Origin of the sequence: Streptomyces sp. GESEQ-4 (assembly GCF_017948455.1) — a bacterium.
Taxonomy (GTDB): Bacteria; Actinomycetota; Actinomycetes; order Streptomycetales; family Streptomycetaceae; genus Streptomyces.
Genome location: NZ_JAFFSU010000002.1, coordinates 213,185 through 233,485, shown reverse-complemented (window position 1 = coordinate 233,485; position 20,301 = coordinate 213,185). Strand labels below are relative to the sequence as shown.

Below are 20,301 nucleotides of genomic sequence, written 5' to 3'. Positions count from 1 at the left end.
GGGGAGGGAGCGGTGAACGGTGGTCGGTGCCGTCACCAACCTGTCGGCAGACCGGCGATGAACGGGGTCAGCCGGTCGGCGATGAGCCGGTCGTCACGGGCCGAGTAGTGCCAGTCGCAGCCGAGGAAGTCCAGGCCCGCATCGTCCAGGAACCAGTAGCGGACCCCGCCGTCACCGGCGTCGTTGCGTGCCTTGACCACCTGCTGGACATGACCGGCGTACTGGCCGGCGCCGACCGCCACGATGGTCGTCCCGGGCCCGTAGCGCGTACGCAGCTTCTGGAGGAACTCGCCGTAGGCGCTGCGGTATCCGGCCGCGAGGCTGTCGGGCGTCCACGGCTCACCGGGGTTGACGGCGGTCGAGAAGTCGTTGGTGCCGAGGTTGACCACCACGACCTGGGGGCGCCAGGTGCCCGGGTTCTGCCAGACGTCGCCCGACACGTTCAGCAGGGCACGGTCGTAGAAGGTCCGGTACGTCACGTCCGGCCGGCCTCCGTTGTAGTTGCGCACCATGCCGAGGCCCGAGTAGCCGTTGATCTGGTAGTCGGCGTTCAGTTGCCGGGCGGTGAGGGCGCCGTAGCTCACATCGGAGTTGGTGGTCCGCTTGACCTGGTCCGAGGTGCAGGTGCGGGAGGTCGAGAGGTTGCCGTAGCCCACCGTGAGGGAGTCGCCGATGAACTCGATCTGGCGGCTGCGTGGAGCCGGTTTGCTCAGTACGGCACCGCCGGGCGCCGCGACGAAGCCGCCGAACGTGCTGGTGTCGCCCGGGGTGTCGTTGCGCTTGACGAGCCGGACGGTGTGCGTGCGGTCCTGGAGGCCGTTGATCCAGTGCGTGGTGTTGCCGGGCGTCACGAGCGTGGCGACCGTGGCTCCGTCGATCTGCACGTCGTAGTCGGCGGCCGAGTCATTGAGCACGATGCCCACGCCGGTGCCCCTGACAGTGCCCTCGAAGTACACACCGGGCCAGCTGTACTGCACCGTGTTCCCGGCATCCTTGACCCGCCCCGCGGTGTGCACCTGCGACAACGCGGTGGCCGCCTGAGCCGTCCCCGCGGCCCCAAGTCCGGTCAGCAGCCCCGCCATCAAGGCGGTCACCGCGGCGAGCACCCCCGTACGCCTCCCGCATCTGCGCCACGGAACCCTGAATGCCATGTGCCAGCCCTTCGTCCGGGTCTCCCGCTTCCGGCGCACACCATATTGTCGAAGCGCTTCGAAGAGAACCGTCCGGGTCAAGGGCGAGCGCTGTCCTCCACCTTTTCGAAGAAGAACTCGTGCTTGAGGAACGAGACGTCGTACTCGTGGCCGGGCTGCGGCGGCAGGAGTTGGGAGGCCTGGAACAGGCGCCACCCGTCGTGCAGCGCGGCAAGCCCCGTGGGATAGGGCGGTTCGTCACTGTCACCGGTCGTCGGACGGGTCCGGCCGGTCCCGTCGTATCGGGACCAGCCCACGACGTCGGAGTCCAGCGCGGACGTCGCGAGATAGAGGACCAGAACCTGCTGCCTCATGCGTGACTCCTCAGGGCCGGCCGGTTGGTGACGCGCGTGACCCAGTACTCGACGTCGAACGAGTCGTCACCGGTCAGAGCCCGCCACAGCAGGACCCGGTTGTAGATCTCGAGTCGGGCCGCGGCCCACTCGTACCAGGGGAAGTACGTGTCGAGCTCCGCGGTCACCGCAGGGTCGTGCAGGTCGGAGGTGTCCCACAGACGCACCTGCGGCACGGTCGGGTTGAGGCGGATCTTGTACATGTAGCGACGGCTCGCGGTGTCGTTGCGGCGGCCACCGTGCCAGATGCCGTGGTGCAGGAGAACGACCGTGCCCGCCGGGCAGGTCAGACGGGTCTGTCCCTTGAGGTTCTGGACGCGGCCGATGTCCGTCTCGTTGATCCTGCGCAGATGGCTTCCGGGCACACTGAGGGTGCCGCCCATCCCGGCGGTCACCTCGTGCGGGTAGTACATGAGCTGGATGTCGAACGCGTCGGGCCGTACGTCGATGATCGCGTCGCCGTGCAGCGGCTGCGCGTGTCCCTCATGCGGTTCGCGCACATGAACCGCGTGGTGGTCGACGGTCGGGTCGGGGCCGACAAGGCTCTCGACGGCGCCTGCGACGACCGGCAGGGCGAGCAGTTCGTGGATGAAGGTGTCCTTCGCGAACGCCCCGCCCAGCGGAGTGCCGTAGGACACTTCCGGCAGTCCCTCGGTCAAGGCCGCGATGGCCCGTTCATTGATGTCCTGGGGCACCACCCCGTCCAGACGCAGGAATCCCTGTGCGACGAAGCGGGCCACCTGAACGGATGTCAGGAGTTGCTTGCTGGTTGGCGTGCTGACTGACGTGTTGATTGACGTGCTGGTTGACATGCGACGAACGTACGTGCCCGGTCCGGATCGGTCGTGGGCTGAAATCGTCCAGTGCTGGTAATTTTCCGTCCTCGTGAAATACGCGACGGTACGGATCGACGAGGCGCCCACCGTGGTCGGTGCCGGCATCGGGGTGCACGGTGTCTCCACCGCCCACGAGGTCTTCCGGCTGCCCGACCTGTGGCAGCTGCACCTCTACAACTACGAGGGCGCGCTGTCCCTCGGGCAGTCGGTCCATCCCATCCGCCCCGGTCACGTCAGTCTGGTGCCGCCGAACACGGAGGTGCACTTTCACTACCGGGGCAGGTCGGAGCACTTCTACGTCCATCTGCGGCTGCGCGACATCGGAACCGCGCGGGTGGTGCCGGTGATGCAGGACGCGGCGGCCGAGGGCACACACCTGGCCGACCTGCTCCGCCGCGCCGTGACCGCCATGCCGACCTCACCCCCGCGAGCCACGGCCGAGGTCTGGACCGCTCTGTGGCGCATCGCCGAGTTGCCGAGGGGCGAGGGCGCCGGCCGCCGTCATCCCTTCGTGGCCGCCGCGCAGGCCTACGTCGAGGAACACCTGGCCGGCCCGTTGTCCGTACCGGACATCGCTCGCGCCGTCGGCATCTCCCACACCCATCTGACGCGCGTGTTCCGTGCCGACACCGGCCGCACGGTCGTGTCGTACATCCGGCACCGACGCCTGCAACGCGCCCGCCACCTCCTGCTGTCCTCCACCCTGTCCATCACCGCCATCGCCGCGGCCGTGGGCATCGCCGACCTCCAGGCCTTCAACAAGGCCTGCCGCCGTGAACTCGGCGCGAGCCCGCGTGACGTACGTGCGGCTGCCCCTGCGGGGCCGGACGCCCCAGGACGGTCAGTGGTGCCGGAGTCGGAGTAAGTGCCTGTGTCTGAACCTGGGAATTCCTGGCCAGGAGGCTGGGGGCCGGTACCTCTACGGACGGCACCGTTCGCGTTGCCGTTATGGGAACGCTTCAGAGAACGGCGCGAGAGGCCGGAATGACGGCTATGCCTGGAACGGGGTTCAGCGTGGCCGTGACTATGCAGCAAGGCCCGCGTCGGCCGCGCCGACGGGTCGGCCCGGGAGCGCCCGGCAAGCCTCCCGCGACCCTGTCAGGTCAGCATCAGACAGGCACTGATGAGGTGCGGACACGCTCGCCCCTTGCCCAGCAACGCCCGCTTCCAGTCGTGTCCGACGCCGGACACGGCTCGGACATACATCCGGACAAGACTCTGACCAGGTCGGACAAGCTGCGACTGTCCGGGACAGCGCGTTTCTGTTGATCCTCCTTGGCCGTGTCGGCCAGCCTTTGCTTACCGGATACGCAGGGCACTTTCGGTCAAGAAAGGGGCAACATGAGCACTCTGAAGCGCCGTGCCGCGGCCATTGCGGCCTCCCTCACGCTGGCAACAGGAGGCATCCTCGCAGTCGGCACGAACACCGCTACCGCAGCTGGTGCCAACTGCCAGAACTGGTGGGACGAAAACACCTTCGCCGTCTGGTGCTACTCGCCCGCCCCCGGCTACACGCAGGTGCGGGCGGAAGTCCAGTGCGTGCGCGGTACCGATAAAGGCCCCTGGGTCTCGGCCACCAGCGGCGTGAAGTCCTATGCGTACTGCTCGGACCAGGGCGGTCTGGTTGACGGCTGGCCTCGCTGGCGGTAATTCACGCCAGGGCGCCGACAGCCCCGCGGAGGGGGCTACGACAACCTCCTCCGCACGAGCGCGGAGGTTAAAACTCAAGCTAAGCCCTGGAGGGCTCGCAACGACCTTCTCCGGTCTGGTATTCGGGCAGTCGCTCGGATAGTCGGCCCGGCCGCTCCGTGTGCGGATGGAAGCGGGGTACATGCGGACCGGACAGCGAGACAAAGACTGACGGGGGAATGCAGGCGGCGCAATCAGAGTTTTCTGTCCCGGACAGCTGACACTCTGTCCGGCCTGGTCACTCGCCTTGTCCGGATCCTGTCCGACGAGCTTTGCGCCGGACGCGTCCGCGTGAAGTCGCGGCCGACGAGGTCCGGCACCTGGCCGGCTGCGACCTGCGTGAGGCCGAACCTCCTCGGCCGCGGCTGGCAGGGCACCAGGCCCAATTCACGTATGAGGCGGCTGACCGGCTCCGGGCCCGCGGCGACGCCCCAGCGGTCCAACTGGGCCTGGATACACCGGTATACACCTGCAGACGGCGACGGAGGGGCGAGCACGTGACTACCGAAGGTGCGGGAACCCTCCCCGCACAGCAGGAACACGCGGGCCCCCTGCGGGGGCCGGTGGTGGGCGCAGCCGAACCCGGCATCCCGCCGGAACCGGACATGCCCGATGATCTAGGCCATGGTCATCGGCCGCCGACCAGCACGAGTACCCCCACTCGTCACGCACACCAGACCCGCGACCTGCGACTTCACGATGCACACCACTCATTGCCTCGTGCGACGACTCGCCTCTCAGTGTCGTTGAAGGAGCCGCCCGCGCGGCCAGGACAGGGAAGGGGCCACCGCCTGCAAAGGCTCAGGTGCACGGGGCTATCAGCCCGCCCGGACCAGGAAACGCTGATCCGCCGCGCCGGTGCAGCGTTCCTCGATCGCCTCGGCGCCCGCAGTGGTGTCGTTGTCGACGATGCCTATGCACCCGCTGCTGGTGGCCGGACGCAGCCGGAAGGTCCCGGCAGTGGGTTCCAGGCGGAAGAGGGTGCCCTGCGCACAGTTCCGGCGGGGTTCGAGCATGCCCTTGAGCTGGTCCTCGCCCATGACCGTCAGGCATCCCTTTCCCAGCTGGGGATGGTGCCACTGGATGCGGTAGAGCCCCGCACCTGTCGGTTCGAGGTAGGTGCGCGGCACGGGGGCCTGGGCACAGGGAAGTTGGACGGCTATGGCACTGTCGTAGGCGCCGTCGCGGTCGCGTCCGTCGGTCAGACAGAGATCGGGCGTGCGCACGGGGCGGATGGTGACCCAGCCGTCGGCGGGAGAAGCCGGTGTCTTTGGCTCGTCGGAGTCACCGGGGAGCAATCCCCAGGCGGCCAGGGCCAGAAGCGGGAGCGTGAGCGCGGTCGCAGCGGCGGCTGTGCGGGTCCTGGTCCGGCGGGGCCGCACGATCGCAGCCGCTTCGGCTTGCGGCTGAGCATCGGGTTCGAAGTCGGGCTCAGGGACGGGCGCGGCAGTCGTGTGCGCGGCGGCGAGCCGGTCCCTGGCGTCCAGCCAGGCGTCGACCCGCTCACCGTCCCCGCAGGCGCGGACGAATGCGGCCAGCAGGTCGGGGCGCGGCAGACTTGTCCGTCTGAGAATGTCGGCCAGCGTGCTGCGCGCCAGCACGTCGCCGTTTCGGGCGGCCTGCTCCTCCAATTCGCGATAGGTCAGTCCTGAACGCTCCTTGAGCTGCCCCATCGACTCGATGAAACCGGCAGCGTCTCGGGCTTCGTACGGCGATAACTCCCCCAGGTTCCCCATGAACGTCATCTTGCTGTGGCTTTGGCAGGAGGGACAACGGCGGAATCCGCCATGCATCGGCTGTCCCGGACGCGGTCCGGACAAGGCCCTGACCAGCCCGGCCAGCCCGTGACTGTCCGGGACAGCCGGTGGCCATTGCCCCGGCTGTGGGCGCCAGCCAGCCTTAGTGCCTGTGTCTTAACCCCCGATGTTCATCGGGGGTTGGATCTGGCGATATGTAGTGAGAGGGCAAGACGAACCGGCCGACGGGGTCGGGGTACCCCGTCGGCCGGTTGATGACGTCAGCCGCCGCTTACCACTTCCGTGCCCAGTACAGGGCGTTGTGAGTCACCCTGATCGGGGCAGCGCCAATGTCAGTTTGTCGCCAGCCGGTGCCCTTGTTGAAATAGTTCATCGAGTAGCTGCTGCCGCGCGTCGTCGTCCTCAGCGCGCTGTGGGAGATGAACTCGAACGGGCTGTACCGCACCAGGTGAGACCAGCCCTCTGCCGGGGCGGGGGTGGCTGAACTGACGGCGACCGCCTCGTCGGCCCCGGACCCGATCAGCGTCCAGTCGGTTCCTCCTTCGGCCTGAGGGTTAGGAGTCTCGTTGAGCCAGTTGATGAAGTCAGATCGCTGAACCATGTCCTTTGACTGGCGGTCATCGTTCACGTTTGTGAAAGTTCCCCGATGGGGTGTCCCCAGGGTGACGACGTCCTCCACGTACAGCCTTTCGGGCCAGCCCTCCTCGTGACGCTGGACGCCGGCGATGGCGGCGCGGGCGATCAGACCGCCCATGGAGTGGCCCACCAGGTCGACGCTCTTCTCCTTCGAGGAGTAGTTGTTGTAGATGTCCCAGGCCAGGGCCTTGCCTAGATCCTTGATAGGAACGTTGACGGTGCCCTGCTCCGGGTGGGGATCGAGCAGGTTGACGGCGCACCCCTTGCTGCGTGTGTCCGCCGCATACAGCCCCACCCGCACGAACTTGCCCGTCCAGCCCCAGGAGCGCATCGCCTGGGTCGCGGCTCCCCACTTGCTTTTGCACGAGATCCCGTCGGGCGTGTACCCCTTGATGAAGTACACGGTGTCATTCGCCCCGTTACCCGGTCTGGGTGCGGCGGTCGCCGCCTCGGCCGCGGGCGCCTGCCACCACGCAAGTGCTGACAGGCTCACCAGCATTGCGACGAACAGTGCCACCGCACGACCGGGCGCCGAGCGCGTTGTTGTCGTATCCACGGTTCCTCCCCCTACTACCTGCCGCGCCCCGGACGGGGCGCGTACCAGCGAATGTGCCGAGGGCGCAGATGCCGCACAAGGCCGGACTGTTGTCCCGGACAGCTTTGCGCTGTCCGGACTGGTGGACGTCCTGTCCGGGACAACAGTCCGGCCGCCGGATACGGGAGATAGCTCGGTTTGCGCTGCGGCACCGCCTGGCAATCGCCACCTCCCGGCCCAGATCAATGAACGGACGCGGTGCTGCGGAGCCTGGCCGGTTGAGCGGCGCCGTGGAAGAGTGGGAGGACGAGCCGCGACGCGGTTGGAGCGGGGTGGCGGTGGTCCGGGCGACCGTCAGTCTCTCTCTTTCTCGCGGGATGCCGGCTGGCTGGTGCGGCGGGACTGCCTGCGGGTGATGCGCCTGGTCATGAGCGTGATCGCAGCCCAGGTGATCAGCGACTCCGAGTGCTGGATGAGCCGTTCGTAGTCGCGAGCATGCCGGCGCGCGTGCATGACCCATGCGTGTGAGCGTTCGACGACCCAACGCCGGGGCAGGACGACGAAGCCGGGCACGTTTTTCGGGCGGCTGACGGTCTTGATCGTCAGGTTCAGGAAGGTCTTTGCCCAGGTCACGAGCTGTCCGGCATAGGCGGAGTCGGCCCAGACGATGGTGATTTCGGGGTGCATCAGCCGCAGCCGGAAGAGCACTTCCTTGGCCGCGTTGCGGTCGGTCATGTCGGCCGGGGTGACCATGACGAGCAGAGGGAGGCCCTTGGTGTCCACGACCAGGTGCCGCTTGCGGCCGTTAATCTTCTTTCCGGCGTCGTAGCCGCGGGAGTCCTTGCCGACGGTGTCGGCAGCCTTGACCGACTGGGAGTCGACGACGGTGGCGACCGCTCCGGGCGCCTTGCCCATCTCACGACGGATCCGTTTGCGGAGCTGGTCACGGATCTGCCCGATGACGCCGGCGGCAGCCCAGCGGGCCATGAAGCCGTAACACGTGCGCCAGGGCGGGAAGTCCTTGGGCAGCGCCCTCCACTTGCATCCGGTGTCGACGACGTAGCGGATCGCGTCCACGATCTCCCGGCGGGGGTGCTTCTCCGGACGGCCGCCGGCCGGGGTCTCGCAGGCCGGTGTCGGCAGCAGCGGTTCGATCAGGGCCCACTCGTCTTCCCAGGTGTCCGAGGGGTAGCAGCGTCGCCGCGGCAACGGTCTCTCCTCCCTCAAGACAGGGTGGGACCGGCCGCTTCGCGGCCGGTCCCACCAGTCAGGCGTCGGTGAAGTCGGCTATCACATCGAGCGTGGACTCGACCGAGTTGAGCTGGGTGTTGAGGTGTTTGATCCACCGGCCCTTGGGCTGGAGAGCGGCGTGCGGGGCGACGGTCCCAGTGATGAAGCGGCGGATCTCGGTGAGCTTGCCGCGGATGATCGCGACCTCGTATGCCTGGAGTTCGGCGGGATCGGCGCAGAACTTGTAGCCGTCCGGCCTCGTCCAGATCAACGGCGGCCAGCCGCGTTCGGTGATGGTGTCCCGCAGGCAGGCCAGGCCCGAACGGGTCTGATGGGGCGACAACTCGCTGGATCTGACCAGCTGGACGAAGGTCAGACCGGCCGGCCGTGCCTCGAACAGCACGAACCGGACGGTGTCGGCGTGTCGCTGGGCTGCTGGCGATCTGCGCTCGGAGGCGCGCGGCACGGCTACTCGCCTTGCAGGAGCCGGGCCAGCTCGCCGTCGACGTCGACCTTCCCGGTGTCGACAGCCGTCTCGATCCAGTCGAGCGTCGCCCTCACCCGGGCGACGTTCTCGTGCACGATCACGCGTTCGTCGTCGCCGAGCTGGCGGTCGCGCAGGCCCGGGACGACCCGCCCGGACGCCGCGACGAACGCGTGGCAGGCGGTGACCAGGTCCAGGAACTCCACCGACCGGTCGATCGCACGGATCGCCGGCGCGACCGGGCTGGTCTCCTCGAAGTCCTCGCGGGCCTGCCGGCCCCGCTCGACCTGAGCGTGGTTGACCTGGTGACGGGCGGTGTCGTCCGACATCGCCCGGAAGGCGACGTCCGGGCGCCGCAGCAGACCCGTGGTCACCTTCGCGGCAACGTGATCGTCACGGGTCAGCTCCTCCACGACCCGGACCTTGTCCTCCTCTTTGACCTGGGACACCACGGCCGGGCGCCGCAGGAAATCACTGGTGACGCTGGCCGCGACGTCCTCGTCCCGGGCGAGGGTGTGGATCGCACTGACCTTCTCCTGCGGCGTGATCGGATGCTCGACCTGCCGGCCGACCCGGCGCCGGGCCTCATCCGCCGACCAGCGGGCCCTCTCCTCCGGCGGGGTGAGGATCGTGGCGAACCGTTCCTGTTCGTCGGTGATGCCCGCCAGGATCTTGTGGACCGTGTAGGACACGGAGGGCTGGCGGTGTTCCTCCGGCCAGCGCGAGGCCGTCCACCTGGCCTCCTTCACCGTCGAGTACGACAGCGATGTCCTCGGCCAGACGGAACATCGACTCCTTGACCGTGAACAGTTCCTCGCCCCGCTCCTGGCCGCCGGCCTCGCGCATCGGCTCGATCTCCAGGGCGTAGTCACCGATCGTGAACTGGCCCCGGGTCTGGTTCTCCACCACCTTGCGCAGCTCGGCCACGATCTGCTCGTAGCGGCTGGCGCTGACGCTGCCGACCATGTCGGCGTTCTGGATCTCTTCGGCCATGGTGTCTCACCGCCAACTGCGGGCCGGGACGCGGCACTTGGGGCAGCGACGAGACGCGGCCCGCCTCTGCGACCGAGAGTCGGACCGACAATCCTAAGATCACAATAAATGACCGGAAGTGACCGGAATCTGATCGAAGATGCGATTCGGATGCGTTCGCGATGCGGTCACCGTGACCGTTCGCCGTACGTTTCCTTCCGGACTCGGGGCAGACAGTCCGGCCGTCACCGCTCAACTCCGCGGCCACCCTCTTGCGCAGACGCCGTTCCCGGCGCCACTGCCTGGCACGACAGGTCGCCGAGCAGTACACGGCATCGGGCCGCGCTCTCCATCCCGCCCGGCGCCCTCGGACACCATGCCAGCGTAGGACCCAAAACTACCCAGAACGGCGGTTCAGAAACAGGCACTGAGCGCACGCCCGCGCAGGGCTCAGGCCAGGCCGAACCGCTCGGCGTGCACTTGCCGTTGGGGAACCTTCAGCCCGCGCAGGGCGCTGAGCACGGCCGAGGTCATCGTGGGCGGGCCGCAGACATACACGTCGCGTTCGGCTATGTCGGGAACCATGGCACGGAGACTGTCCGGGGCGAACGGAGGGTTCCCCTCCCCCGTGCGGCCGGTGAGCAGGTGCAGCCGCCCGCCGCGGGCCTCGACCAGTGCCCGTACCTCGTCGACCAGCACGGCGTCGTTCGCGCTGCGCACCCGGTAGAGCACGACGACGTCACCGGCCGGTTCCTCCTCCAGCAAGGCTCGGACCGGTGTGATCCCCACTCCTCCGGCGATCAGCAGCGCGCCGGGCCGCGTGCGATGCAACGAGGTGAACGCCCCGTACGGCCCCTCGACGAACGCGCGGCTCCCGACCGGGACGTTCCGCAGGCCGGCGCTGGTGCTGCCGACCGCCTTGGCGGTCAGGCGCAACGTGCGGCCGTCGGGTGCCGCCGACAGCGAGAACGGATTGGCCGGCCACCAGCCGTTGTGCCCGGGGAACCGCCAGATGCAGAACTGGCCCGCCCTGGTCGGCAGCTTGTCGAGGTGGCGGCCGGTGATGTGCACCGACACCACGTCGTCCGACTCCGGCACCACCGCCGTGACCTCGAACCGGTGATAGGCGTTGCGCCACAGAGGCAGCACGATCCGCCCCGTGATCAGGGCACCGAACGCGAACAGCCACAGCGCCCACCAGTAGGTCATCGCGAACGCGGAAGAGCTGAAGGTCGTGGTCTCCTGCAACTGGTGGACGAACGCCAGCCCCAACGCCACGTACAGCAGCAGATGCACGCCGTGCCAGGTCTCGTACCGCAATCTCCGCCTCACCTGTCGGACGGAGACCGCGGCGACCACGACGACGATCGCCGCGGCCAGCATGCCGAGCAGGGAAGCCGGCACTCCGGCCAGCGCGAAGAACGTCTTCGTCATCGACGCGTCATCGAGCGTCGCGTAGCCCAGCACCACCAGCGTGGCGTGGGTGAGGAGGGTCCACAGCAGGGTGAAGCCGACCCACCGGTGCCACACCGTCAACCGGTCCATGCCGATACGGCGGTCGAGCCACGGCAGCCGGGCCACCAGTAGCAGCTGGAACAGCATCAGCACGGCGGCGTGCAGACCGAAGAACTTGGCGACTGTGAGCACCCCGTTCTTGCCGGTCCCGGCGGTGAGGAACAAGACCTCGACGATCACCAAGTTGACGATGACAAACGTCCACAGCGCCCACCGCGCCGCGACGACCGGAGGTATGGCGCCTTGCCGCACCCGTGAAACCGTAGCCTCCACCGCTTCCCCCTCTTGCCCATGTGGCGCACTCGCGAGCCATGAGTATGACCCTCGTGAACCCGTCAGGCACCGTTCCACCAGACATGGGATTGACCACCGGATGTCCACCGCGACGGTGTCCCCGCCGTGCGGGTGCGCAGAACCGTGAAGGAGCAGGTCGCGGAGCGGGGGTGGAGACGGTGCTTCGGAACGGCGTCGAGGGCCGCAGGAGGCGCTGCCGCGTCCGTAGCGGGCCAGATCAAGGCAGGGCGTCCGGCTGCGGCTGCCCGTCTCCGTGGCGTGCGTCCTCGAGGTCGGTGGCGAGCCGGCCGACCGGGGTGAGGTCCATTGGACGGGCCCGTCGCGGTCACAGCCGGTGACGATGGCCCGGCCGCGCTGCGCTGACTGAATACCGCCCGCCCGTCACGTCCGCGCTGTCGTTCCGACGGAGAGGGGTTCGGTGGCGCGCAGGTGTGCCCTCAGCCACTGCTCGGTGTTGCTCACGTGGAGCAGCGCGGCGGCCTGGCTGAGGGCGGAGTCACGGGTGGACAGCGCGTTGAAGATCGCTTCGTGCTCGGCGAGAGTGCGGCCGGCGGCCTTGTCGTCGACCAGACCGCGCCAGATGCGGGCGCGCAGGGTGCGGCCGGAGATGCCCTCCAGGAGGGCCAGGAGGCTGTCGTTGCCCGTGGCCGAGACGACGGCGCGATGGAAGGCGGCGTCGTGGGCGTTGAGCCGCTCGACGTCGTCGCAGGCCTCGCGCATGGCGTCCAAATGCCGCTTCACCTCGGCCAGTTGGGCGTCGGAGATGCGGGTGGCGGCAAGTGCCGTGGCCATCGGTTCGAGGAGCCGCCGTACCTCCATGAGATCCTGCAGGGCGACCGAGTCGCCCTGGAGCAGTTCCACCGCGCCGCCGAGCCCCTCCAGCAGCAGACTCGGCTGGAGGCTGGTCACATACGTGCCGTCGCCCCGCCGGACCTCCAGGACCCGCGCGACGGCCAGCGCCTTGACCGCTTCCCGGGCGAGGTTGCGGGAGAGCCCCAGCTGAGCGGCGAGGTCCGGCTCCGGTGGGAGCTTCGAGCCCGGCGGCAGGGCACCGGTCCGGATCAGCTCACGGAGCTGCTCGATGGCCTTGTCCGTCAGAGACACCGCTCATCCCTCCCCCCACCGTGCCCGTGAGCACGTCCCACCTGATGAGCCCCCGAGTGACGTTGATGATACTGGGACGCTGGCGATTCCGACTTTGGCCGGCGATGCCGCTACCTCAGGACAACTGCGCACCATCTCGCGCCGCCCCCAGGGTGGAACTCCGTACTACGAGGAGGCAGCGTGGCGATCTTCCGGACACGGACACGGACAAGGTCAGGCGCCGTGGCGCAGGCGGCCGTGACGATCGGGCTCTCGATGGCGACCCCGCCTCCGCCGCCCTGGCGAACGCCGGCCCTCTCCGGTGCTACCGCCAGCGCTTGGGCATGCCATGACGAAACAGCGAGTCGGGTGCGCACTGTCAGGTCACAAACATGCCAGGACGTACGGCACCAGCGACAACCTGCTGTGGACCTTCACGGCCGTCTGATCCTCGGGACGTAAGGAGAACCGGCCCACCGTTCCTTGAGAAGTCGTCGGCAACCTTTTCGGGTCCGGCGGTCACTGAGCAGTGCACCATCGGCTCGATCTTCCGAACGGACGGGTAATGACGACATCGAGGCAGGCCGCGCGGCAGCGCAGGCAAAGGCGCAGGCTCGTGTTGGGCGCCACCGTGGCGGTGACCGCCGTGAGCGTACTCGCCTACCTGGTCATGGCGTTGCCGCAGGACGGCAAGGCCGATGCAGGGCCCACCGCGGCCACGCCCATCGCCACCACCCAAGAGACAGCCACCGCGACCGGTTCGGCCACGCCGACCACGACAGCGAAACCGACCGCGACCGGCACCCCGTCCCCCACGCGCAGTGCGACCACCCCGGCAGCACGACCGTCCCCGAAAGCCACCCCTCGGCCCCCGCGAACGGCAGCCGGCACGGCATCGACGACAGGACGCATTCAGCCGAAGACCACCTACCAAGGAGTCGCCACCGCCTACGAGGCCGCCGACGGAAACGGCGCCTGTCTGTTCGGCCCGAGTCCCGACCTCATGATCGCGGCGATGAACACCACGGACTACGAGACGTCCAGGGCGTGCGGCGCGTACGTCCTCGTCCGTGCGGCCAACGGGAAGTCGATCACCGTACGGATCACCAACGAATGCCCCCTGCCCTGCGCACCCGGGCAGATCGACCTCAGCCAACAGGCCTTCGCCAAACTCGCCGACCTCAAGGTCGGCCGGATCCCGATCACCTGGCAGCTGCTGAGCCCCAGCACGTCCGAGACGATCTCCATCAGGTACAAGACCGGGTCCAGCCAGTATTGGTGCGGCATCCAGGCGATCGGGCACCGCAACCCGGTCGCGCGCCTGGAGGTCCGGGCCGGCGGCGGCTGGCGGCAGCTGCCGCGCACCGAATACAACTACTTCCTCTCCGAGGGCGGCAGCGGCTGCGGCAGCTCGATCAGGCTCACGGACATCTACGGAGAGCAACTGACCATCGCCGGGATCGCTGTGCGACCGAACGTCGTGCAACCGACCCGGGTTCAGTTCGCCCAGCACTGATCCCGCCGTCCCCGTGGGCAGGTGAGGTTTCGAAGCGTGTCGAAGCGCATCGACGCCCACCCCTCTGCCCCTGTTTGCCAGCCAATTTCCCCCTGTCAAAGATACTTTCCTTGCGTTCAGTCCCTTGTTCCCCACGAAACAAGTCCGTTACCTTCCCCATCAAGTGAAGCGCTTCGACAGCTTCGAGGGAAGGGCCGCGACCGTCATGTCGGCACGCAGCATCACCGACCACCTGGGCGGCCTCGCCTTCGGCGGGGACTACAACCCCGAGCAGTGGGACGAGCCGGTCTGGAAAGAGGATGACGAGCTCATGCGCCGGGCCAGGGTCAACCTGGCCACTCTCGGCGTCTTTTCCTGGGCCCTGCTCGAACCGGAGCAAGGGCGCTACGACTTCGCCTGGCTCGACGCCCACATCGAGCGCCTGCACGCGAACGGCGTGGCCGTCGACCTCGCCACCCCGACGGCCTCCCCGCCACCCTGGTTCACCTTCGCCCACCCCGAGGCCCTGGCGGTCCAGGCAGACGGTACCCGTCTCGCGCACGGCAGCCGCGACACGTACTGCCTCGCCTCGCCCGGAGGACTCCCTCGACGAGGTCGCCTTCACCATGGTCGGCGCGCTACTCGGCCGTATCCATCTCTCCGGCCGCCTCCCGGAGTTGGGGCCCGAGGCTCGCGCCCTGGTCCACGAAGCGGTCGCCGCGTACAAGGCCATCCACGCCGACCTGCCCCGCGCCGCGCCGTCCTGGCCCCTGGGGCTGCCCGGCTGGGACGACCCCTGGATCGCGCTCGCCCTGCCCACCGCTCCTGCCGCTGCCCCGACGAAAGGACCACCAAGGGTGCCCGATCAGAACCGGCCCGCCCGCGCCGCCAACCCCGTGCTCCCCGGCTTCCATCCCGACCCCAGCGTCTGCCGGGTCGGCGACGACTACTACCTCGCCTGCTCCAGCTTCGAGTACTTCCCCGGCGTACCCCTCTTCCACAGCCGTGACCTGGTGCACTGGCGGCAGATCGGCAACGTACTGGACCGGCCGGAGCAGTTGCGTCTGCCAGCCTCCATGCCGTCCTCGGGCGGCATCTACGCCCCCACCCTGCGCCATCACGACGGCCGTTTCTGGCTGATCGTCACCAATGCCCAGGAGGGCGGCGGCAACCTGATCGTCACCGCGACCGACCCGGCCGGACCGTGGTCGGATCCGATCCCGGCACCAGGCGTGCCCGGTATCGATCCGGATCTGGCCTGGGACGAGGACGGCACCTGCTGGTGCACGGTCGCGGGAGTGGCGCAGGTCCGACTCGACCCGTCCAGCGGACAGACGTACGGCACACCGCACAAGCTCTGGTCCGGCGGCCCCGGCGCGAAGGCACCGGAGGCGCCGCACCTGTACCGGATCGGCGACTACTGGTACCTGCTCATCGCCGAGGGCGGCACCGAACGCGGTCACGGCGTGTCGATCGCTCGCGGCCGCACGCCCCAGGGTCCGTTCGAGCCGTGCCCGGCCAACCCGATCCTCACCCACCGCGGCACCGACCACCCCGTGCAGAACACCGGACACGCGGACCTGGTCCAAGGACCCGACGGCTCCTGGTGGATGGTCTTCCTCGGCGTACGACCGCGCGGCGGCACCCCCGGCTGGCACGTGCTCGGCCGGGAGACCTTCCTGGCTCCCGTGACCTGGGAGGACGGCTGGCCGGTCGTCGGCGAGGTCACCCTGGACCTGGCCGAGCTCCCCTGGCCGCTCTCCCCCGCTCCCGCCGAGGAAGGGCGCGACGACTTCGAGCTGAGCGAACTCGGGCCGGCCTGGATCTCCGTGCGGGACCGCCCCGCCGGGCTCTGCACCACCAAGGAGCGCCCCGGCTGGCTGATGCTCCGCGCGCGGGGCGGCTCGCTGGACGAGCCCGACATGGTGTTCACCGGCCGACGCCAGCAGCACCTCACTTGCCGGGCCCGCACCCTGGTCGACGCGGAGCAGGGGCGCGGCGGCCTCGCCGTCCGGCTGGACGAGCGCCACCACTACGCGATCGAGGCGTCCGGGACGGACGTACGGGTGATCGCGCGCGTCGGCTCCCTGCGCACGGTCGTGGCCGAACGCTCCGTACCCGCCGGGCCACTGGTCCTCGCCGTCACCATCACGGACCCACCGCCTCCGCACGGACCGTGCACCGGACCCGATGTCGTCTCCCTCGGCATCGAGCAACCCGACGGCACGTTCACCGAGTTCGCCGCCCTCGACGGCCGCTACCTGTCGACCGAGGTAGCCGGCGGCTTCACCGGCCGGGTCATCGGCATGTACGCCACCGCAGGAACCGTCCACTTCGACTGGTTCGACCACGGGCCCCTCGAAGGCTGAACCGACCGAACGGCACGACCGGAACCGAAGGGCACGACCGACCGAAAGGGACGACATATGAAGGACATACGGCACCCCGCACACCATCGCAGCCGCGCCCCCGGCCGCCTGGGCTCCCTGCTCCTGGTACTCGCCGTCATGCTGGGACTGGCCGGCGGCACCTCGACCGCCGCTACCGACGCCGCGGCGGAGCCGACACGGTCCACCGTCAGAGTTCCGGCCCGCGCCATGGACGCCGTCGCCGCGATGCAGCCCAGCTGGAACCTGGGCAACACGCTGGACGCGATTCCCAACGAGGACTCCTGGGGCAACGGGCAGACCAGCAAAGCGACGTTCCAGAAGATCGCCAAGGACGGGTTCCGCAGCGTCCGCATCCCGGTGACCTGGACCGACCACCAGTCCGCCATCGCGCCGTACACCATCGACGCCACGTACATGGCCCGCGTCAAGCAGTTCGTCGACTGGGCGCAGGACAGTGGCCTGTACGTCGTGCTCAACGTCCACCACGACTCGTGGCAGTGGGTCTCGAAGATCACCACCGACCACGACAACGTGCTGGCCCGCTTCAACTCCACGTGGACCCAGATCGCCGCGACGTTCCGCGACGAGCCGCGCTCCCTGCTCTTCGAGGGCATCAACGAGCCGCAGTTCGAGAACGCCACGGAAGCGCAGAAAACCCAGTTCCTGAATGAGCTTCAGCTCTCCTTCCACAAGATCGTCCGCTCCTCGGGCGGCGGGAACGCGACCCGCATGCTGTCGCTGACCACACCGTTCGGCAGCGGCGACCAGCCCTACCTGGACGAGCTGTACAAGACGATCACCTCGCTGAACGACCGTCAGCTCGTGGCGCAGGTGCACTTCTACAGCTGGTACCCGTTCAGCGTGAACGTCGCGGGCGGCACCCACTACGACGCCACCGCGCAGAAGTTCCTGGACGACTCCTTCGCCGCCGTGCACCGCACCTTCGTCGCCAGGGGCATCCCGCTCTACATCGGCGAGTACGGCCTGCTCGAGTACCCCAATCACTTCCACCCCACCCGCGTCGAGCGCGGCGAGGCGCTCAAGTACTACGAGCATGTGGGCTATGCGGCACGCAGGTACGGCATCACCACCGCCCTGTGGGACCCGTTCGCCTACCTGAACCGCGACACCCTCCAGTGGCGTGACCCGGCCCTGTTCGCCTGGATCAAGTCGAGCTGGACGACCCGCTCGGGCACGGCATCCTTCGACAAGGTCTTCGTGCCGAAGTCCGGCCCGGTCACCGCCAAGTCGCTCACCCTGAACCCCAACGGCACCAAGTTCCGCGGGGTGTGGCAGGGCGACACCAAGCTGACGGCGGGACGGGACTACACCGTCTCCGGCAACCAACTGACCTTCACCGCCACGGCGTTGACCCGCCTGGTCGGCAACCGCGAGTACGGCGTCAACTCGACGCTCCAGGCCCGGTTCACCAGTGGGCTGCCCTGGAACATCGACATCGTCACCCATGACGTCCCTGTCCTCACGAACGCCTCCGGCACCACCGAGGCGTTCGCCGTTCCCACCCAGTACCGGGGCAACGACCTGGCGACCATGCACGCCACGTACGCCGACGGCACCAACGCCGGCCCGACCGACTGGACGCCGTACCAGGAGTTCAACAAGGCGTTCTCGCCGGACTACCCGAACGGCACGATCACCCTGACTCCCGAGTTCCTCAAGACGCTCCGCGACGGGGAACCGGCGACGCTGGTCTTCCACTTCTACAGCGGCAGCACCGTCACGTACCACGTCACGAAGTCCGGCAGCTCGGTCACGGGCACAGTCGCCTGACCGACCGGCGCCGGACGATTGCGTGCCGTCCGGCGCCGGACCGTCTGCTCAACTCCCGGTCACGCGGGTCCACTTCTGGTTGGCCTGGCCGTTGCAGGTCCACAGGACCAGCGGGGTCGCGTTGGCGGTGCCGACGCCGTTGACATCGAGGCACAGCCCGGCGTTCACGTTGCGGATCGATCCGTCGGAGCCGACGGTCCACTTCTGGTTGTTCTGGCCGTTGCAGGGCCAGGTGATGACCCGGGTGCCGTTGGTGGTGCCCTGGTTGTAGGCGTCCAGGCACTTGTCGCCGAAGACGCGGATCTCGCCGCCTGCCCACGTGGTCCACAGCTGGTTGGCGGCCGTGTGGCAGTCCCACAGCAGAGCCGTGGCCCCGGCGGCGGTGGAGGCGTTGTCCACGTCCACGCAGCGGCCGGAGCCGTTGCCCCGCAGCCGCGAGGTCGTGGCGGCCAGCGGGCTGCCCCCGGTCACCCGGAACACGGCAACGCCGTGCGCGGGGACGCTCGCCGAGATCTGCCCGGACGTGCTGGACGTGCCGCCGGTCCACAGGTCGGTGAGGGTGAACTGCCCGCCGGACAGGCCGACTTGCGCGGCCGAGGTGGTGACCGTCGCGGTGCTGCCTCCCCGGTTGAACAGGCCCACCGCGACCGAACCGTCGGACAGGGCTTTGGCGAACACTTCGGTGTTGCCGTCGTCGCGCACCCTGCGCCCGCCCGCGCCCAGCGCGTCCTGGTTCACCGCCAGCAGACGCGGGTTGCGCAGGATCGCGCTCACGTCGGCGGACATGGTGCGGATGTCGTTGCCGGCCATGAGGGGGGCGCTCATCAGCGCCCACAGGGCGAAGTGGGAGCGGGACTCGGTCAGTGACAGGCCGGGACGGCCGACGACCAGCATGTCGGGGTCGTTCCAGTGGCCCGGGCCCGACTGCGCGGCCAGCGGCGCGTTGACGTCCAGGACGTTGCCGACGCCCATCGGATAGCTGTTGGTGTTGCCGTTCTGCCAGATGTCGAGCAGGTCCTCGGTCGTCCGCCACAGGTCGGCGACCTCGCCCCAGTTGTACGTGGAGCCGGTGATGGCGTGGAAGCTGTTGGGGTTGATGCTGTAGACGATCGGCCGCCCGGTGGCGCGCAGGGCGTCGCGCATGAGCGAGAACCGCGCGACCTGCTCGTCACGGGTGCCCTCGGAGGAACACCAGTCGTACTTGAGGTAGTCGACGCCCCACGAGGCGAACGTGTTGGCGTCCTGGACCTCGTGCCCTCTGCTGCCCGTCGCCCCGGGATAGGCGCCGGTCGTCTGCGCGCAGGTGCGCTCGCCCGGCACCTGGTAGATGCCGAACTTCAGGCCCTTGCTGTGGATGTAGTCACCGAGGGCCTTCATCCCGCTCGGGAACTTGGTCGGATTGGCCCGCAGGTTGCCTGCCGCGTCGCGCTGCGGATCGAACCAGCAGTCGTCGACCACGACGTACCGGTAGCCGGCGTCGCGCATGCCGGAGGACACCATCGCGTCGGCGGCCTGGCGGACCTGGGCCTCGGTGATCCCACACCCGAAGCTGTTCCAGCTGTTCCACCCCAGAGGCGGGGTGAGCGCCGGGCTGCCCGGCGCGGCCGAGGCGGTGGATTGAGAGGAGGCCGTCACGGACGCGGTGATCGTCAGCACAGCGGTCGCGAGGAGACGGAGCAATCGTCCGCCTGATCGTCTGGGCACCTGGGCTCCTTTTCCGGTAGATCATGCAAGGGGGGTCCGAAATTTCGGACGTCGTTCGGAAACCGAGAGCCTCACGGATACTAGAGAGGCGAGCGGTCATGTCAACACGTAGGGCAAACCTTCCGTGTCTTGCCCGCCAAGGGCTCAGAAAGGGTCGTATTCGCACCCTGAGGGGGCTCGAATGTTTCGAGACATCCCACGAATCATGCGGGAACCCTTGACGGTACTCACCGGCCCCCTATCATCCAGGTTGCTCGACAACTCGACTTGCGTTCGAGATTCCGAAAACGCCACAGCCGCTCCACTCGAACCCGGCAGTGCACCTCCGGGTTGCGCCACCGCAACCG

General features: G+C 68.6%; 15 protein-coding genes and 2 pseudogenes. 6 read left to right on the top strand and 11 right to left on the bottom strand.

Annotated features, from left to right (window positions below):
- Nucleotides 1-32: 32 nt before the first annotated feature.
- The 3 genes from KCH48_RS06480 to KCH48_RS06470 form a co-directional block, all read right to left on the bottom strand.
- Complete coding sequence (locus tag KCH48_RS06480; RefSeq protein ID WP_374104657.1) at nucleotides 33-1,151, bottom strand: GDSL-type esterase/lipase family protein; 1,119 nt, start codon at nucleotides 1,149-1,151, stop codon at nucleotides 33-35.
- 77 nt (nucleotides 1,152-1,228) lie between these two features.
- Nucleotides 1,229-1,504: a hypothetical protein gene (locus tag KCH48_RS06475; protein WP_210571166.1), complete on the bottom strand. Its 276-nt coding sequence runs from the start codon at nucleotides 1,502-1,504 to the stop codon at nucleotides 1,229-1,231.
- Nucleotides 1,501-2,355 (bottom strand): phytanoyl-CoA dioxygenase family protein, encoded by an 855-nt coding sequence (locus KCH48_RS06470; RefSeq protein ID WP_246884908.1) that lies wholly within the window; start codon nucleotides 2,353-2,355, stop codon nucleotides 1,501-1,503. The genes KCH48_RS06475 and KCH48_RS06470 overlap by 4 nt, the downstream gene beginning before the upstream one ends.
- Before the next feature lie 73 nt (nucleotides 2,356-2,428).
- On the opposite strand from KCH48_RS06470, the gene KCH48_RS06465 reads away from it, so the two are divergent.
- Nucleotides 2,429-3,244, top strand: a complete 816-nt coding sequence (locus tag KCH48_RS06465) for an AraC family transcriptional regulator (protein WP_210571165.1) — start codon at nucleotides 2,429-2,431, stop codon at nucleotides 3,242-3,244.
- 476 nt (nucleotides 3,245-3,720) lie between these two features.
- Nucleotides 3,721-4,029 carry a hypothetical protein gene (locus KCH48_RS06460; protein ID WP_210571164.1) on the top strand — a complete coding sequence of 103 codons (309 nt, stop codon included), beginning with the start codon at nucleotides 3,721-3,723 and terminating at the stop codon, nucleotides 4,027-4,029.
- 857 nt (nucleotides 4,030-4,886) lie between these two features.
- Here the strand turns inward: KCH48_RS06460 and KCH48_RS06455 are convergent.
- The 7 genes and pseudogenes from KCH48_RS06455 to KCH48_RS06425 all read right to left on the bottom strand — a co-directional run bounded on the left by KCH48_RS06455 (nucleotide 4,887) and on the right by KCH48_RS06425 (nucleotide 12,595).
- Nucleotides 4,887-5,804: a helix-turn-helix transcriptional regulator gene (locus tag KCH48_RS06455; RefSeq protein WP_246884907.1), complete on the bottom strand. Its 918-nt coding sequence runs from the start codon at nucleotides 5,802-5,804 to the stop codon at nucleotides 4,887-4,889.
- A 292-nt stretch (nucleotides 5,805-6,096) separates the two neighbouring features.
- A complete protein-coding gene (locus tag KCH48_RS06450) occupies nucleotides 6,097-7,017 on the bottom strand; it encodes a hypothetical protein (RefSeq protein ID WP_307840818.1) in 921 nt (306 codons plus the stop codon).
- 333 nt (nucleotides 7,018-7,350) lie between these two features.
- Complete coding sequence (locus KCH48_RS06445; RefSeq protein ID WP_210571162.1) at nucleotides 7,351-8,205, bottom strand: IS5 family transposase; 855 nt, start codon at nucleotides 8,203-8,205, stop codon at nucleotides 7,351-7,353.
- A gap of 58 nt (nucleotides 8,206-8,263) precedes the next feature.
- Nucleotides 8,264-8,692, bottom strand: a complete 429-nt coding sequence (locus KCH48_RS06440; protein WP_210571161.1) for a RacP protein — start codon at nucleotides 8,690-8,692, stop codon at nucleotides 8,264-8,266.
- Nucleotides 8,693-8,694: 2 nt separating this feature from the next.
- Nucleotides 8,695-9,703 (bottom strand): annotated as a pseudogene (locus KCH48_RS06435) (DUF6192 family protein).
- A 429-nt stretch (nucleotides 9,704-10,132) separates the two neighbouring features.
- Nucleotides 10,133-11,470 carry a ferredoxin reductase family protein gene (locus tag KCH48_RS06430; protein ID WP_210571160.1) on the bottom strand — a complete coding sequence of 446 codons (1,338 nt, stop codon included), beginning with the start codon at nucleotides 11,468-11,470 and terminating at the stop codon, nucleotides 10,133-10,135.
- A gap of 402 nt (nucleotides 11,471-11,872) precedes the next feature.
- Nucleotides 11,873-12,595: a FadR/GntR family transcriptional regulator gene (locus tag KCH48_RS06425; protein ID WP_210571159.1), complete on the bottom strand. Its 723-nt coding sequence runs from the start codon at nucleotides 12,593-12,595 to the stop codon at nucleotides 11,873-11,875.
- 544 nt (nucleotides 12,596-13,139) lie between these two features.
- Here KCH48_RS06425 and KCH48_RS06420 point away from each other — a divergent pair.
- From KCH48_RS06420 to KCH48_RS06405, 4 genes and pseudogenes are all read left to right on the top strand, one after another.
- A complete protein-coding gene (locus KCH48_RS06420) occupies nucleotides 13,140-14,090 on the top strand; it encodes an expansin EXLX1 family cellulose-binding protein (protein ID WP_210571158.1) in 951 nt (316 codons plus the stop codon).
- Between the two features lie 205 nt (nucleotides 14,091-14,295).
- Nucleotides 14,296-14,664 (top strand): annotated as a pseudogene (locus KCH48_RS06415) (beta-galactosidase); the annotation flags it as partial.
- A gap of 262 nt (nucleotides 14,665-14,926) precedes the next feature.
- Nucleotides 14,927-16,438: a glycoside hydrolase family 43 protein gene (locus KCH48_RS06410; protein ID WP_210571157.1), complete on the top strand. Its 1,512-nt coding sequence runs from the start codon at nucleotides 14,927-14,929 to the stop codon at nucleotides 16,436-16,438.
- A gap of 57 nt (nucleotides 16,439-16,495) precedes the next feature.
- Nucleotides 16,496-18,250 (top strand): cellulase family glycosylhydrolase, encoded by a 1,755-nt coding sequence (locus KCH48_RS06405; protein ID WP_210571156.1) that lies wholly within the window; start codon nucleotides 16,496-16,498, stop codon nucleotides 18,248-18,250.
- Between the two features lie 48 nt (nucleotides 18,251-18,298).
- On the opposite strand, the gene KCH48_RS06400 is transcribed toward KCH48_RS06405, so the two are convergent.
- On the bottom strand, nucleotides 18,299-19,954 hold the full coding sequence (locus KCH48_RS06400) for a ricin-type beta-trefoil lectin domain protein (protein ID WP_210571155.1): 1,656 nt from the start codon (nucleotides 19,952-19,954) through the stop codon (nucleotides 18,299-18,301).
- Between the last annotated feature and the right edge of the window lie 347 nt (nucleotides 19,955-20,301).